Below are 17,750 nucleotides of genomic sequence, written 5' to 3' on the forward strand. Positions count from 1 at the left end.
TACAAATTAATTTAAATTAATTCCACTCTATTCCAACGCCATAAGTTACCGCTTTGTCGTAAATATGTTTTGCAGTTATTAAATCTTGTGTTCCTATTCCTACAGTTTTAAATACTATTATTTCGTCGTCATTTTCTCTTCCAGTTATTTTTCCTAGTATTAAATCTCCCAGATCCCCTGTAAAATCGTCTTTTGTAATTGTTCCATTATCTAGTGGTATAAGTATATCTCCTGCCTCTGAAAGAACTGCATCTACTGAGTCAAAATATATTTTAGTCGCTCTTGTTAATATAACTGGATCCATCTCCTGCATTTGAGGCTGATAAGATCCAACACAACTAACAGTAGCTCCTTTTTTCACAATGCCTCCGTCAAACACTGGTTTTTCTGATGGTGTTACAGTAATTATCAAATCTGCATCAGTTACAGCTTCACCAGAAGTTTTCACCGCTGTTATTTTTGTGTTGTATGATTTTAATTCTTCTTGCATTCTTTCAGCGAATGCTTTAGTCCTATCGAAATTTATATCATATACCATTACTTCATCTAGGCACCTTACTTCAATCATTGCTTCTAACTGTTTAGCTGCTTGTCCACCTGTTCCGATTAATGCGCCTTTTTTGCAGTCTTTTTTAGCTAATAAATCAAATGCTGCTCCTGAAGCAGCCCCTGTTCTAAGTTGTGTTACATATGTACCGTCCATAATAGACTTAAATTCACCTGTTGTTCCATCCATTAGTACTACAGTTGCTGGAGCTGAAGGTTTACCCATATCTATATTCTTTGGAAATATATTAACTAGTTTTAATGATGCAATATCGAGATCTTCAACGTATGCAGGCATAGATAAAAATGTTCCGCTGTGCTTTGGCGCTGGAATTTGACCTCTTAGTGGAACTTCACTTTTCCCCTCTGAAAATAATTTAAACGCTTCTTTTACACCTTCAATAGAGTCCCTCATAGTAAATACCTTATCGATATCGTTTTTTGATAATAGTAGCATAAATCTTATTCCTCCTTTGTATTTTTTATAGATTTTAGACAGATAATAATACTTAATTTACAATTGAATAAATTGTACCCTATATTATTAGTCTTATTATTAACATGTTATTTTATCTTTTTTAATAAAGTTTTTTAATCTACTATTTTTGAATATTATCTGATTTTTTACTTAATTCCTTTAGGATATCGTTTTCTTAGATCATTAACTCTTCATTAAAAATAGTATATCCCTTTAGTAACTATTATATATTTTGATTATATTTTGTCAATATGTAAAATTAATTTTAATAATTTAACTCAATTTTCTGTCCTCTCTAGTGTTTCTATTCTGAGTTAATTCTATAAAATAAATTTATTATATAAATATTAAGTAAAAATAAAAAAATCATCAAAAAACTACTTAATAAATATCTAGTAGTTTTTGATGATTCTCGTTGTTAACTTTTTTCATTGTTATAAACAACTTTTCCATCTATAATTGTGCAAACAACATTGCTGTTTATCTCAAGTGGATACCCATCCCAAATTACAAGATCTGCATCTTTTCCAACTTCAATTGACCCGACCCTATCATCTATTCCAATTGCCTTTGCTGGATTTATAGTTATAGCTTCTAAAGCTCTTTCATTAGTCATTCCATGTTTGACAGCTATTCCTGCACATATTGGTAGATAATTAACTGGTATAACAGGATGATCTGTCATAATACATACATCAAGTCCTGCATTCGAAAGTTTTCCTGCAGTATCAAAAGTTAAATTTCTAAGCTCTATTTTAGATCTTTCAGAAAGCGATGGACCTACTATAACAGGATAGTTTTCTTCAACAAGGTCTTCTACTATTAAATGACCTTCTGTACAGTGATCTAATGTTAGATCTACATCAAATTCTTTTCCTATTCTTATAGCAGTAAAAATATCATCAGCTCTATGTGCATGTACTTTAAAAGGAATTTCCTTTTTTAAAACAGGAAGCAGACCTTCTAATTTTATATCGTACTCTGGTCTATCTCTCTCATCATCTTCATCTTTTTCATAAAGCTCAATCTCTTCTAAATATTCTTGAGCTTTTTTTAAATTTTCTCTAAGCATAGCTGCAATAGCCATCCTAGTCTGAGGCGCTTTTTCATCAGCCCCATAACAAGTCTTTGGATTTTCTCCAAATGCAATTTTTGATGCAACTGGATTTTTTATAATCATTTTGTCTATTCTTTTACCGTAAGTCTTTATGGCTATACACTGTCCACCCATTACATTTGCACTTCCTGGAGTTACACATACTGATGTTATCCCTCCAGAATACGCCTCCTCGAAAGTTCTGTCCATTGGATTTATACCATCAATAGGGTTTAATTGTGGTGTTATTGGATCAGTCTCTTCATTTCCATCAGCACCTTCTGCTCCCATACCATCTTCCCATAGTCCAAGATGAGTGTGGGCATCGATAAATCCTGGGTATATAAACTTTCCTTTTGCATCTATAACTTCAGCATCCAATGGAACTACTATCCCATCGGATATCTCAACTATTTTTCCATCGTCTACTAGTATATCTCCAACTATAACTCCATTAGTTATAGTATTTATGCTACCATTTTTTATATAAATCATTATATCCCTCCAAACTTCTTTAAACAAAAACTTCAAAACAACTACTTATTTATAAGATACAATTCTTATCTTAAATAAATTATTTTTTGTTTAATAATTTATTTTTCCATAGAAAGAGAAACTCTTCCTTTATCCATATCAATGCCTATTACCTCAACTTCTACTATATCCCCAACTGTAACTATAGACATAGGATCTTTTACAAATGAGTTGCTCATCTTAGACTTGTGAACTAGCCCATCATTTTTTATGCCTATATCTACAAACGCTCCGAAATCTACTACATTTCTAACTGTACCTGTCAGTGTCATACCTTCTTTAATATCTTCAATCTTAAGCACATCTACTCTAAGTATTGGTTTTATTCCCTCTTCTCTAGGATCTCTACCAGGCTTTTTGATTTCTAAAATAATATCTTTTAATGTAACTTCTCCAACTCCTAATTCTTCACTTAAATTCTTTATCCCTATTTTTTCAACTCTACCGTCTATATCATCTATATTTTTAGATTTCAAATCGTTTAATGTATATCCTATTTTTTCTAACATGCCTTTACATATGTCATAACTCTCCGGATGGACACCTGTGTTGTCTAGAGGATTCTTAGCATCTAGTACCCTCATAAACCCTGCACATTGAACAAAAGCTTGAGGCCCAAGGCGTTTTACTTTTTTAAGCTGTGCTCTAGAAGTAAATTCGCCGTTTTCTTCTCTGTAAGCAACTATATTTTTAGCTATTGTTTTGCTTATTCCTGCTATATGCTCAAGTAGAGAATATGAAGCTGTATTTAAATCTACTCCTACGCTATTTACTGAGTCCTCGATAACTCCATTAAGTACTTCTTCTAGACGTTTTTTATTTAAATCATGTTGGTACTGACCTACCCCTATGCTCTTTGGATCTATCTTAACTAATTCCGCGAGAGGATCTTGAAGTCTTCTAGCTATAGAAATTGCTCCTCTTATAGATACGTTTATATCTGGATGTTCTTCATTTGCAAGCTCTGAAGCTGAGTAAACTGAAGCACCCGCTTCATTTACAATAACATACTGAACGTCTCTGTTTAGTTCTTTAAGAAGCTCTGATACAAATAGCTCTGATTCCCTAGATGCTGTACCATTTCCAATTGATATAATATCTATACTGTGCTTTTCAATAAGATCTTTTAGAGTCTTTTTAGCACCTTCAACATTGTTCTGAGGTGCTGTTGGGTATACAGTAGTGTAATCTAGAAGCTTACCATTTTTATCAACTACGGCAATTTTACAACCAGTCCTAAACGCTGGGTCGAATCCCATTACTACTTTCTCCTTTATCGGAGGTTGTAGAAGTAAACTTTTAAGATTCTTAGCAAATACACTTATTGCTCTCTCTTGAGCTATTTCAGTTAGATGGTTTCTTATTTCTCTTTCTATTGAAGGGAATATAAGTCTCTTATATGAATCCTCAATCGCTGCAACTATAACTTCTCTATTTTTTCTATTGTCGTTATTTATATATTTATCTTCTATAAATTTCTTTATTCTATCAGTATTTATATCTAGTTTTACCTTTAAAAACTCTTCTTTTTCACCTCTATTTACTGCTAAAACTCTATGAGGTGCTATAGTTTTAACCGACTCGCTGTAGTCATAGTACATATCGTATACAGACTTTTCATCAGTAGTATTTTTTACAATCAATACTCCATCTCTAAGGGCTATAGTTCTAATAAACTTTCTTATCTCAGCATCATCTGAAACCATTTCAGCTATTATATCCATAGATCCTTTTAAAGCATCATCTACTGTTACGACTTGTTTTTCCTCGTCTATATAATTGCTTGCCTCGTCATCAATATTTACGATACTGTGTTCTAAGATCGATAGCGCTAAATTTTCTAAGCCTTTTTCTTTAGCCATAGTCGCTCTAGTTCTCTTTTTTTGTTTATAAGGTGCATAAACATCTTCTACTTCCTGAAGAGTATTTGCTTTTTCTATGTTTTTAACTAGCTCATCAGTAAGTTTACCTTGTTCATCTATAAGTCTTTTTACATCTTCTTTTCTAGACTCTAGGTTTCTCAGATACATAAGTTTCTCATGTAACTCTCTTAAAGTTACATCGCTCATTTCACCAGTCATTTCTTTTCTGTATCTAGCTATAAACGGGATAGTATTTCCCTCGTCTATAAGTTTTATAGTGTTGTTGATTTGCTCATCTCTGAGCCTAAATTCTTTTTTTAATATTTCATTGATATTCACTATATTACCTCTTTCCTATCTTTATCTAAACTATCCCAAAGGGGTGTCTTTAAAACTTTACAGCTTCATTTGCTGTTAGTCAGTTTTAGAGACACCCCCTATAGTTTTATTTGCTTATCGACTTATTCATCTTTAGAAATTCATTTATAAATAAATCTATCTCCCCATCCATAACTGCGTCTACATTTCCAGACTCTGCATTTGTTCTAGAGTCTTTGACCAATTTGTACGGTTGGAATACATAAGATCTAATTTGACTTCCCCAAGTAATTTGCGAGTACTTGCCTTGCAGATCTTCAATTTTTTCTTTATGTTCAGATTCCTTTAACTCTATAAGTTTTGCCATAAGCATCCTCATAGCTCTCTCTCTGTTTAAATGTTGAGATCTCTCATTTTGACACTGTACTACGATTCCAGTAGGAATGTGTGTAATTCTTACAGCGGAGTCAGTAGTATTTACATGCTGCCCGCCAGCGCCAGATGCTCTATACGTATCTATTTTAAGGTCTGATGAATTTATATCCACTTCTATACTGTCATCTAACTCTGGTACTACATCTACAGATGCAAAAGATGTCTGTCTTTTTCCAGATGAATTGTATGGAGATATTCTTACAAGGCGATGTACCCCTTTTTCTCCTTTAAGATATCCATAGGCATTACTTCCCTCTACAGATATTGTAGCTGTCTTAATTCCAGCCTCAGGATCAGATATTATGTCTAAAAGCTTAACTTTAAAATCTCTATCCTCAGCCCATCTTATATACATCCTAAGAAGCATCTGAGTCCAATCCTGTGCATCTAGCCCACCTGTACCTGCATTTAATGAAAGTATTGCATTGCCTCCATCGTATTCTCCATCCAAAAGAGTCTTTATTTTGAAATCATCCAGTTCTTTTTCAAGTGTATTTATAGAATCTTTGACTTCCTCGTAAACTGAGTCATCATTTTCTTCTACAGCAAGCTCAATAAGTATCTCTATATCATCTACAGATTCCTTCATACCTTCATAGCTTTCTATACTCTCTTTTATATATTTTACTTCTTTTAAGACTTTTTGGGCATGATCATTGTCATCCCAAAAGTGTTGTTCATTTATCTGTTTCTCATAGTTAATGAGCTTAGATTTTAGGACATCTAAGTCAAAGAGAAACCCTCAATTCTTCTAAATTTGTCTGCATATCTTCTATGCTATGTTTAACTTCCTGTGTATTTAACATTTAACCCTCCACTTACATTCTAGAGTTTACTTTCCACAACAGTTTTTATATTTTTTGCCACTACCACATGGGCATGTATCATTTCTTCCTATTTTATCACCTTTTACAACTGTGTGAGTTTCTTCTTCGTCGTCTGATGTACTAGCTGTTAAATTCTCTACATCAACTACTTGTTTTCTTTCAACTGGTTCTTCAACTGTTATATTGAAAAGATATCTAACTGTATCTTCTTTGATGTTCTTATTCATCTCTTCAAACATATCAAAACCTTCCATCTTATATGCAACAACTGGGTCCTGTTGACCTATTGCACGAAGTCCGATACCTTGACGTAATTGATCCATTGCATCTATATGATCTATCCAGTGATTATCAACTGCTTGAAGTAGTATAACTCTCTCTACTTCTCTCATTCTCTCACTTCCAATTTGATCTTCTTTTAATGTATAGATTTTTTCTGCTGTCTCGTATACTTTTTCTATAAGTTCAACAGAGTTCAATTTGTCCATTTCAGGAATCTCTAAGCTACCTTTTGGCATAAATAAACCATATATATGATCTTTAAATGCTTCTTCTTCAAAACCTTGCTCTGTTGTATAAGCATTCACAGATTCCTCTATTACAGAGTGAACCATACTTTGTATTTGATCTTGTAGATTTTCACCTTCAAGTACTCTACTTCTTTCTGCATACATTACTTCTCTTTGCTTATTCATAACATCATCGTATTGAAGTACGTGCTTTCTTATTCCGAAGTTTTTACCTTCTACTTTCTTTTGAGCACCTTCTATAGATTTAGTAAGTATTTTATGTTCTATTGGCATGTCTTCTTCTAGACCTATTTTGTCTACTATCCCAGATATCCTATCACTACCAAACAATCTCATAAGATCGTCTTCTAGACCAATATAGAATCTCGAGCTACCTGGGTCACCTTGACGACCAGCACGACCTCTTAACTGATTATCTATTCTTCTAGATTCATGTCTTTCAGTACCTATTATAGCAAGACCGCCCGCTTCTCTAACTTTTTGCTGCTCTTCTTCTGTTTGTTTTCTAAACTGCTCAAATAGTCTTTCATATTCTTTTCTAGCTTCGAATAGTTCTTCATTTCCTTCCAAATCTAAACCATCGATCGGAGTATCTACTATACTTATAGTTTCATCATCGAAACCTGCTCTCTTCATTTCTTTTTTAGTAAGTACCTCTGGGTTACCTCCTAAAACTATATCCGTACCACGACCAGCCATATTTGTGGCTATTGTAACTGATCCTAATCTACCAGCTTGAGCTATTATCTCAGCCTCTTTATTGTGGTGCTTAGCGTTTAAAACTTCATGTTTAACGCCTTTTTTCTTTAGTATATGTGAAAGAAGCTCTGATTTTTCTATAGAAACCGTACCAACTAGAACTGGCTGTTTCTTTTCATGTCTTTCTATTATATCTAGAGAAACTGCATTAAATTTACCCATTTCACTTTTGTATACAGCATCTGCTAAATCTTCTCTGATCATCGCCATATTTGTAGGTACTTGGAAAACATCCATTTTGTATATTGCCTTAAACTCTTCTTCCTCAGTCTTAGCAGTACCAGTCATACCTGCAAGTTTGTTGTACATTCTAAAGTAATTTTGGAATGTAATTGTAGCCAAAGTTTTAGACTCTCTTTGTATTTGTAGTCCTTCTTTAGCCTCTATAGCTTGGTGAAGCCCTTCTGAGTATCTTCTACCAAACATAAGTCTACCAGTAAATTCATCAACGATTACAATCTCTCCGTCTTTATCTACATAGTCTACATCTCTCTTCATAATTGTGTGCGCTTTTAAGGCTTGATTTATATGGTGGTAAAGCTCTGTATGTGATATTTCAGTTATATTTTCAACATTGAAGTAAACTTCTGCTTTGTGAATTCCAGATTCAGTTAGAGAAACAGCTTTGTCCTTCTCTTCTTTTGCATAGTCATCACTTTTTAATGTTAAAACAAAAGTATTTGCATCTGAATATAGGTGTGTTGATTTGTCTCCAGGTCCAGAAATTATAAGCGGAGTTCTGGCCTCATCTATAAGTATAGAGTCAACCTCATCCACGATTGCATAGTTAAGCCCTCTTTGAACTCTCTCTTCTTTATGAATTACCATGTTATCTTTTAAGTAGTCAAACCCGTACTCATTGTTTGTACCGTAAGTAATATCGCAATTGTACTGAGCTCTCCTAACTGTCGTGTCTTGTCCATGTACTATAACCCCAACAGTCATACCTAAGAATTCATATACCTTAGCCATTTGATCCCTATCACGCTTTGCCAGGTAGTCATTCACTGTTACGACATGAACTCCTTCTCCTGAAAGCGCATTCAAATAAACAGGTGCAGTTGCAACTAAAGTCTTACCTTCACCCGTCTTCATCTCTGCTATTCTTCCTTGGTGTAGAACTATTCCTCCTACTAGCTGTACTCTGTAGTGTCTAAGCCCAAGTACTCTTTTAGATGCCTCTCTAACAACTGCAAATGCCTCTGGTAATATAGAATCTATACTTTCGCCATTTGCCAATCTTTCTTTAAATTCATTAGTCATATTTTTTAATTCTTTATCATCCATAGTCTCAAACTTAGGTTCAAGTGATTCTATTATATCCACTGTCTTATTAAACTTTTTAAGTTCCTTTTTATCGGCCATATTAAACAAACTATCTATAAAACTCATTAACTATCTCCTCGTTCCTGTATATATTTAAACTAATCTACATTTTAAAATATAACTTGTAACCAAATTTCAAAACATTCATATCTCAAAGTTACAAGCAATATCAAAACAGTTATCCACAAATTATAAAACAATTATACTAGAGTTAAGTTGATTTTTCCAGTAAGAAACCCTAATATGTAATATTATTTAAAAAGACAGCTTAAAAAAAGCTGCCTAGTATTTATTATAGCATTATTTAGGGCTATTAATAACTCTTTTTTGTTTTTTTGCTATCTAAGCATAAAAGTTTATTTTTTATATATAAAAGGTAAATAATGTTATCTCCAATAAGGTTTAAATTTATCCAAAATTCTGTGTAGAAATATGTCCAGAAATAACCCTCTAATACGATATAATTATGTAAGACATTTGATATAACTTACTCGCATTATATACTAATTGCAGATAACATAGTATACATCATAATAGGAGTTATTTTAGGTTTAGATAATTTTTTACTTGAAAAGGAGAAAAACGGATATCGGCAAAAAAATATAAAGAGACTAGTTTTTGAAAGTTTTTACATCAAAAAAGGTTATCTTTATAATCTAAGACAACCTTTAAAGATTTATAAAATTTTTATTTCCATTTTGCCATACCCCCAAAGTCATAACCCAACAAAATTTGTCAAACTTTTGGCGAGCGGCAATCAAAATCGTACCGAAAAATTTCGCTTTGAAGCGAACCCAAAGATTGGCAATTTTTGTGGGAACGACTTAGTCGTGTTCAATGATTCCATATCCACCGTTATTACGCTTATAAACAACCGCGATCTCATCAGTATCAGTATTTCTAAACATGTAGAAATCGTGTCCAACCAAATCCATTTGAAGAACTGCTTCCTCCTCAGTCATAGGTTTTAGACTAAACTTCTTACGTCTTTCAATAACTAACGACTCATTTAAGTCAGCGTCATCCTCAACGTTATCTTCTGCTACATCTAAGAATCTAATACTCTTATTATCTTGTTTTCTATCTTGTAATCTCTTTTTATACTTTCTAATTTGCTTTTTAAGCTTATCATATACCAAATCTACAGCAGAATATAAATCTTCTTGTGTATCCTCTGCTCTTATAACTGGCCCATTTATTGTGCGAATTGTAACCTCTATAGTTTGTCTATCTTTTTTAGCGCTAACAGTTACTTTCACGTCCGTGTTAGAATCAATGTAATTGTCCAACTTTTCTAATTTGCTTTCAATCTTTTCTTTAATTGCGTCAGTTAATTCTATTTGTCTCCCAGTTATTATTATATTCATAAAAACATCCCCTTTCATTTATGACAGTATATAAATAATTCTATTCGTATATAAATTCTATACAAAATAGATATATCCCTTTATTTTTACAAATTAATATAATTATTTTAATTTTCAGATATCTTTATGTAATTAAAAGTGTATAAGTCTGTATATAATGTGGACTATATTCCACATCAACCTGTGGACAATGTGGATTAAATTGTGAATAAGTTCAAATCTGTTAGTAAATAGCTTTTTTGAATTAATAATATATCCACAAAGAAAGTCATTATTTGTTATTAATTTGTGTATTAATTAAAAATAAGTAAGTTTTGATATAAATTTAGATATATTTAAACTTTGCTGTACTATCGTGTTCGTTAAATATTATTTAATTAATATCCCTTATAATGTTTATACCCGCTTTCTCGATCTATACACATAGATTAATTTTATTGTGAAATTTTACCATTATTATATAAAAATAAGAAGGGGATATTTCAAAACATAAAATAAAAATCTTATATCTTAAAATATCCCCTTCATGAATAATATCTAGTTGACCTGGTCTTTGACCCCACACTCGCCTACTGGAGGGTTCGCTTGGGTTCGCCGCACTACTACGCTCTCTCGATTTTATTATCGGTAGGTCTTACTTCTAAGCCGCACCATGCTCATTAGCAACATTTTTATCGCTAACTTACGTGGATCCTTTTGCCTGCGACTGGCTTGGACTTGCAACCACAAACCTAAATATTACTTGTTTAGTTTAATATCAAAATCCTTTTTTGTCAACATTTACAGTTGCGACAAAATGGATTTCTTGCTTCTTATAACGCATCATCTTTTACATACTTCTCGCTGCTTTTCGTAAGAAGTGTTATTACATATACTTTTCCTACTCCTGCAAGTTTAAGCACTTTCGATATCTCATTTACTGTCGACCCTGTTGTAAATACATCATCTAAGAGGAGTACAACTTTGTCCTCTACATTTCCAATATTTATCTCCTCATTTATTTTAAATGCGTTTTTTAACTCTTTACTTCTTTCGTCTCTTTTTAGTTTGTAAAGCATTTCTGTGTATTTATGCCTTACTACCAAATCAATCAACGGCACATCTATTAATTTTACTAAGTATTTTGCAATTTTTTCCGATTGGTTAAATCCTCTTTTTTTAAGTCTCTTTTTATGAAGAGGTACATAGGTTAAATAATCAAATTTGATATTCTCTATATCTAACTTCTCCTTCATAATTTGAGCTATATATTTGCACATGTACGTCTTTGAGCTATACTTAAGCCCTAATATCAATCTCTTACTTATATCATTGTACTCTATACAAGATATAGCTTTTTCAAAGTAAAATGTTTTACTGTGGCAAAAATTACACTCATCTATAAACTGCTTTTCTAGTGAATAGTTTATTTTGAATTTTCCACATTTCCCACAACCATTTAATATAAAGTTTAATTCATCGAAACACGATTTACACATTGAATAAGAATTTGACTTTTTTATCGGTCTGCTGCACAAAATACAATTTATATTTTGAGGATATAAAATTTCTAAGAACTCTCCGTAAATCTTGTAAAGTTTGTCTCTATAACTATCGCTATTATCGCCTTTATTGCTACCCTTGCTATTAGCGTTATTATACATAATAGATCTAATAACTTTACTAATCTTCATTCTTAGCCAATCAACAACCCTTCTTTTTTAAATTTATTTAGTTTATAACCTAGGTTTGAGTATCTCTCATTGACCCTGTTATTTCTGATCATATGCTCTAAGTATTTGACTTCTCCTACTAAGATTACTAATTTTTTTGCCCTTGTTACCGCTGTATAGAGTAGGTTTCTGCTAAGCAACATTGGAGGTGCCCAAGTTATCGGTATTACTACTACTGGAAATTCACTCCCTTGGCTTTTGTGTATTGTAGTGCAGAAACTGTGCTCTAATTCATCTAATTCATCATATGTGTACTCAACTATTCGCTCTTGATCAAATAGTGCATACAAAATCTTTTTTTGTTTGTCTATATGATATACATAGCCTATATCGCCATTGTATACTCCTTCCCCACTATCGCTTTGATCTTCATTTTCCCATTTTTTAGTGTAGTTGTTCTTAATCTGCATAATTTTATCGCCAACTCTGAAAAGTCGTTTTGAAAAAGTTTCTTCTACTTTATACTTTTCTTTTTTATTTAGGTACTTTTGAAGTAATATGTTTAAGTTGGTAACTCCCAAATCACCTTTTCTCATAGGAGATAGAACTTGTATATCTTTTAGCTTATCCACCCCATAAAACTTTGGAAGTCTCTCGTTTATAAGCCCTATGATTTCACCTACAATGTCCTCAGGTGTTTCCTTTTTTATAAAAAAGAAATCTTTTCCCTTTGAATTTAGAAATAGCGGCTGTCCGTTATTAATTCTATGGGCGTTTACAACTATCATACTCTCCTGAGCTTGCCTGAAAATTTCAGTAAGTCTTACTACATTTATTACCTCTGAATCAATCATATCTTTTAATACATTACCTGCACCAACTGAGGGAAGTTGATCGCTGTCTCCAACTAAAATTACTCTGGTTCCAACTTTTATAGCCTTAAGCAAATTATACATAAGAATTATATCCACCATAGATACCTCATCTACAATTACTACATCTGCCTTTATTGGATCATCTTCATTTTTGAAAAACATTAGATCATCATCCGTAGAAAATCCCATCTCAAGCAGCCTGTGAATAGTCTTAGCTTCTTTATTTGATGTTTCACTCATTCTCTTTGCCGCTCTTCCTGTAGGAGCTGTTAATACTACTTCTTTTTTATTCTTCTCAAATACCTTAATAATAGAATTAATAGTTGTAGTTTTACCTGTACCTGGACCTCCTGTTATGATTACCAGACCATTGTCTATGCACTCTTTTACTGCAGCTATTTGATTATTTGCAAGCTCTATTTCTTCTTCATCTTCTACTTCTCTAATTTGTTCATCAATATCTACATTTAAATCGTCAAGCTTATGCTCCGATAGTTTTACAATTTGAGAGCACACTCCATTTTCAGATAAATAGTATGACATTAAATACACTAGTTCTCGTCCTTCTATTTTTTCTATCTGAATTTTCTTGTTGTACACAAGCTCGTAAACACATTCTTCGATTATTTTTACATCGATCTCAAGCAACTTTAGTGCATCTTGTATAAGTGTATTTTTAGGTAAATATGTATGACCGTTGTTTAAAGATAGATTTAAGGTATATATAATCCCTTGAGCTACTCTATTTTTAGAATCCTTCTCTATTCCAATTTTATCTGCAATATTATCGGCGATTTTAAACCCTATACCCCTTATATCTTCTGCAAGTTGATATGGATTGTTGTTAATCACTTCAATCGATTTTTCTTTATATCTTTTAAATATTTTTAAGCAGTAACTTGGAGTAATTCCATATGGAGATAACTCTATAATTACATTTCTAAGCTCTCTATCTTCTTCATAACTCTTTACAATTTGCTTTACTTTTTTACTTCCTATACCTTCAACTTCTTGAAGTCTTTCGGGTTCATTTTGAATTACATTTAATGTATCTACTCCAAACTTGTCTATTATCCTCTTTGCCATCTTTTCTCCGATTCCATTTATCATGCCAGAAGACAGATAGACATGAATCCCCTCAAGTGAAGATGGCGTAATAGGCATAAAAGCATTTACCTCAAATTGCGACCCATAAACCTTATGGTTAACCCACTTACCTGAAACTTCTACGCTCTCTCCAACTGCTAGGGTTGGCATACAACCTACAATTACAACATCATCTTTTTCATTTGATAAATGTGCTATAGTATATCCGTTATCATCATTTTTAAATACTATATCACTAACCATTCCCTCTAATCTTTCCATATACATTCTCCTAAAACGAATAGTATTTCTATACTCGACTCTGATTCCAATTAATATTCATTTTAGCAGAAAAAAATTAAAAAGGCTATCGCTAGAAATTTTAGCAATTATAAAGCTCTAATTTTTTAGGCAAAAAAATAAGCATTGATACTCGCTTCAATGCTTATTTTCCATTTATGTTCTATTTATATACTTTTTCTATATTCTCTTGTCTCTTTCCATCTTTCCAATGATTCCAGCATAAATGCTCGTATATCAATATCATATATATCTTTTAAAGTCTCCCCATCTAAAACACTCTTCGGATTTCCATAAGATACAAGCTCTCCATTGTGCATTATCGCTACATTATCGCCAAAATACTGGACTAAATTCAGATCGTGAAGCACTCCTATAACAGTTTTATTGTTATCCTTTGCCCACTGAGTCAGATAGTTAAGTAGCTCAATTTGATGTTTTAAATCCAGATGGTTTGTCGGTTCATCCAGCAAAATAATATCCGGATTCTGTGCTAATGTTCTAGCTAAAAATACTCTCTGGAGCTGACCACCAGATAATTCATCTATCATCTTGTCCTTCATATCATACAATCCAACTCTATTTATCACATCTGATATTATCAACTTGTCCTCTTTAGTCAAACTTTTAAGTATTCCCGTAGAATGTGCATATCTTCCTAATGAAACTGCATCGTAAACACTGTACGGAAAATAAATCTGTGACATTTGACCCATTAATGCAATTTTTTTAGCTAATTCTTTTCTAGATAATGTTGAAACCTCTTTTAAATCTAACTTTATATTGCCTCTGTAATCTATAACATTTCCTATTGCTTTTAATAGTGTACTCTTTCCACTTCCATTAGGTCCAACTATACATAAGTTGTCGCCCTTATTTACTTTTATATTAATATTTTTTACTATATCTACTCCGTCATATCCACAGTAAAGATCGTTTATTTCTAACACATTATCACCTATCTCTTTTTAAAATATACCCATGCAAAGAAAGGAGCTCCTATTATTGCGGTTATTGCTCCAACTGGAAGTTCTGATGGAGATACAATAGTTCTCGCGATTAAATCAGTTACTACCATTAAACTTCCCCCAACAATAAAAGACATGGGTATAACATATCTATGGCTTGATCCGACTATTTTTCGCGCCACATGCGGTGCTATCAAATCGACAAACCCAATTGTACCACTAAGTGATACAGCTCCACCCGTAAGTATAGAAGAAAATATAAAGAGCTTCTTTTTTACGCTTTGAGTCTCCACTCCGACCGATTTTGCCTGTTCTTCTCCAAATGTCAGTATATCCATTTCTTTTGTATATCTTAGTACACCAAGTGTTCCTATTATAAAGAATGGAAGAATAAGCCTTACATAGAGCCATCCTTTCATAGCAAAACTTCCCATCTGCCAAAGTGATACAGCTTTTAACTCATTTGAGAAAAGTGCAGTTAATGTTGTAAGTAAAGCATTTACAAATAGTGAGAAAACCATACCACAAAGTATTATCGTATTGTTAGACATAGTTTTATCTATTTTATTTGAAAAAACTATCACCGAATAAACAGTAATAAGGCCGAATAAAAATCCAACAATCGGTAGAGTAAATCCACTTATTATAGGAATAGACAGTCCAGTTATTATAACAATTCCCGCTCCTAAAGATGCTCCTGATGATACACCTAATGTATACGGTGAAGCTAGTTGATTTTTTAGTATAGATTGAACTACCGCTCCACTTATTGATAAACATCCACCGACTATAAACGCAAGTAATACCCTAGGAAGCCTTAATTTCCATACTATAGAAATATTTTTAGCATCTATATAATTTTGCATTGGTAAGTTAAATATTTTATCAATAATTATCACAATGGTGTCGTATATACTAATGTTGGAACTTCCTAAAGACGTTCCAACACAAATAATGAAAAATGCAAACGCAATACTAACTAAAATCTTATTTCTATTTGTCATACTTATCTGGATATACAGCTTTTGCCATTTGCTTTAATGCAAGTATTATATGGTTTGATGGGCGTGAAGATGAATCTGTATCAATTTGATGAATATCATTATTTTTAACTGCGGTGATATTTTCAAATCCTTCTCTATTTTTTAATTCATCAACAGGATTATCTGTATAGTTTACGTTAGTAAGTATTACATCAGGATTTTTATTTATGACTGCTTCTCCACTTGGAGATATCCAGCTTTTTTCGTCTGCAAATACATTTTTAGCTCCAATTATATCAATCATCTCATTTAAGAAAGTGTCATCTCCAAAAGTGTATATACTAGGAGCTGGTGATAATTCAAAATAAACCGATTTTTTATCTTTTATCGTAGCTCCTACCTTAGATATTTCGGCTACTTCAGACTTCATATCTTTTACTAGTTTATCGCCCTTCTCTTTTACATTTAAAGTATTTGATATGAACTCAATATCTTTGTATATGCCATCAATACTATCGCTACTTGGTATATAAACTACTGGTATTCCAGATTCACTAACTAATTTAAACGGATCTTCACCAGTTCCAGTTTTATTGTGACCAGAAGCTATAATTAAATCAGGTTCTAATCCTATTATTGCTTCAGCATCAGGGTTAGAAAAATCAATCTTAGTTACATCTTTACCAACGCCCTTTATTGGCCCCGAGAAGCTGTCTACTGCAACCAACTTATCTGCAAGTCCTAAATCCGCTATAATCTCAGTATTCGATGGAGCTGTTGATATTATTTTTTCTATCTTATTTGGGACTTCAACTTTATTTCCCAATCTATCTGTAACTTCTCTTTCTGTTTTTTGACTACATCCAACTAATGCTATCATCAGCACAGTCATTATAATTGCTATCAATCTCTTTTTCATATGATTTTCTCCTTAATTTTTTTATTAATAAACTCTGCTTGTAAATTCTGTTTCCTCGAGACCATCCTCTTTGTTTAGCTTTAATGCCAAAACAAAAAAATATCCCGAGTATAAATTTACAAAATCAAATAAAATATCTTCTACATCATTTCCTTGCTGTTTGTATCTGCTCAAAAGTCTAATTAAAGACTTGCATTTACTTCTTATGACATGACAATACGAAGCTTGTATACACCCTTGTGGTAAAACAAACTTAGTAAAAGTATCTTTTACTTCTTCTTGAATATCTGACACTTTTTTGGCAAGCCAAGACAGCTCTTCCTCTGTAACAGCAACTTTTGTTCTCAGAGATGGATTGATATGATACATTATTTCATTGATTTTGCTTAAATCTTCTCCTAGATCTTCATTACTTACCATTGATCTAAGTAACCCAATCATGCTTGATATTTCGTCTGTCAAAATTTCAAAATCACATCTTAGGTCTGAAGATTCATCATACAAAAAAGGATATGCTAAATATTTATTCATTTGTTTCCTCCTAACATAGTATTGTTAGGTAAAATGCTTAAATTTAAGACTAAAATTATCTTATTTAAGTCTAACATCCTACCCTCAGAAGATATTAGCTATATATTGGGCAGTTCTCCCGGCTTAACTTCATCCTCGATCTTACCTTCCCGAATTTGATCAGTGGTATTTTAAGATCTCGTCCATATCACGGTTACTGGGTTAGCTTGGAATTTCAATCCAATTCCCTATTAAGTCATCTTGACACCAAATATATTTTTAACCTCTATTCCAATTAAAATATACCTTATTTTTAGATTTTTATCAATAAAAAAAGAGATAGTCTCTTTTTTTTGAGTCTATCTCTTTTTACTTTATT

Annotated in this window: 12 protein-coding genes and 1 riboswitch; all 12 genes read right to left on the reverse strand. The window is 32.5% G+C overall.

Translation table 11 applies throughout. The features are described from left to right. Positions 1–16: 16 nt before the first annotated feature. Positions 17–1,003: an ornithine cyclodeaminase family protein gene (locus tag J2Z43_RS10535; protein ID WP_209457162.1), complete on the reverse strand. Its 987-nt coding sequence runs from the start codon at positions 1,001–1,003 to the stop codon at positions 17–19. A gap of 439 nt (positions 1,004–1,442) precedes the next feature. Beyond that, on the reverse strand, positions 1,443–2,615 hold the full coding sequence (locus tag J2Z43_RS10540; protein WP_209457163.1) for an amidohydrolase: 1,173 nt from the start codon (positions 2,613–2,615) through the stop codon (positions 1,443–1,445). A gap of 98 nt (positions 2,616–2,713) precedes the next feature. After that, on the reverse strand, positions 2,714–4,855 hold the full coding sequence (locus J2Z43_RS10545; protein ID WP_327786959.1) for a Tex family protein: 2,142 nt from the start codon (positions 4,853–4,855) through the stop codon (positions 2,714–2,716). 106 nt (positions 4,856–4,961) lie between these two features. Beyond that, a protein-coding gene (gene prfB / locus J2Z43_RS10550) for a peptide chain release factor 2 (RefSeq protein WP_209457164.1) occupies positions 4,962–6,075 on the reverse strand; the annotation gives its coding sequence in 2 pieces (ribosomal slippage) (positions 4,962–5,999 and positions 6,001–6,075; 1,113 coding nt in all). Between the two features lie 26 nt (positions 6,076–6,101). Then, complete coding sequence (gene secA, locus J2Z43_RS10555) at positions 6,102–8,777, reverse strand: preprotein translocase subunit SecA (protein ID WP_209457165.1); 2,676 nt, start codon at positions 8,775–8,777, stop codon at positions 6,102–6,104. Between the two features lie 758 nt (positions 8,778–9,535). After that, entirely contained in the window at positions 9,536–10,078 is a 543-nt protein-coding gene (gene hpf, locus J2Z43_RS10560; protein ID WP_027703044.1) for a ribosome hibernation-promoting factor, HPF/YfiA family, read from the reverse strand. Between the two features lie 812 nt (positions 10,079–10,890). Further along, positions 10,891–11,751, reverse strand: coding sequence for a ComF family protein (locus J2Z43_RS10565; protein ID WP_234926357.1), 861 nt, complete (start codon positions 11,749–11,751; stop codon positions 10,891–10,893). 2 nt (positions 11,752–11,753) lie between these two features. Further along, positions 11,754–13,973 carry an SF1B family DNA helicase RecD2 gene (gene recD2 / locus J2Z43_RS10570; RefSeq protein WP_209457166.1) on the reverse strand — a complete coding sequence of 740 codons (2,220 nt, stop codon included), beginning with the start codon at positions 13,971–13,973 and terminating at the stop codon, positions 11,754–11,756. 185 nt (positions 13,974–14,158) lie between these two features. Beyond that, positions 14,159–14,941 (reverse strand): ABC transporter ATP-binding protein, encoded by a 783-nt coding sequence (locus J2Z43_RS10575; protein WP_209457167.1) that lies wholly within the window; start codon positions 14,939–14,941, stop codon positions 14,159–14,161. Between the two features lie 8 nt (positions 14,942–14,949). Further along, positions 14,950–15,963 carry a FecCD family ABC transporter permease gene (locus J2Z43_RS10580; RefSeq protein ID WP_209457168.1) on the reverse strand — a complete coding sequence of 338 codons (1,014 nt, stop codon included), beginning with the start codon at positions 15,961–15,963 and terminating at the stop codon, positions 14,950–14,952. Then, positions 15,953–16,861: an ABC transporter substrate-binding protein gene (locus tag J2Z43_RS10585; protein ID WP_209457169.1), complete on the reverse strand. Its 909-nt coding sequence runs from the start codon at positions 16,859–16,861 to the stop codon at positions 15,953–15,955. The genes J2Z43_RS10580 and J2Z43_RS10585 overlap by 11 nt, the downstream gene beginning before the upstream one ends. A gap of 24 nt (positions 16,862–16,885) precedes the next feature. Next, positions 16,886–17,392 (reverse strand): ATP:cob(I)alamin adenosyltransferase, encoded by a 507-nt coding sequence (locus tag J2Z43_RS10590; RefSeq protein WP_209457170.1) that lies wholly within the window; start codon positions 17,390–17,392, stop codon positions 16,886–16,888. 91 nt (positions 17,393–17,483) lie between these two features. Beyond that, positions 17,484–17,658, reverse strand: a riboswitch (cobalamin riboswitch). Between the last annotated feature and the right edge of the window lie 92 nt (positions 17,659–17,750).

The organism is Metaclostridioides mangenotii, assembly GCF_017873185.1.
Taxonomy (GTDB): Bacteria; Bacillota; Clostridia; order Peptostreptococcales; family Peptostreptococcaceae; genus Metaclostridioides; species Metaclostridioides mangenotii.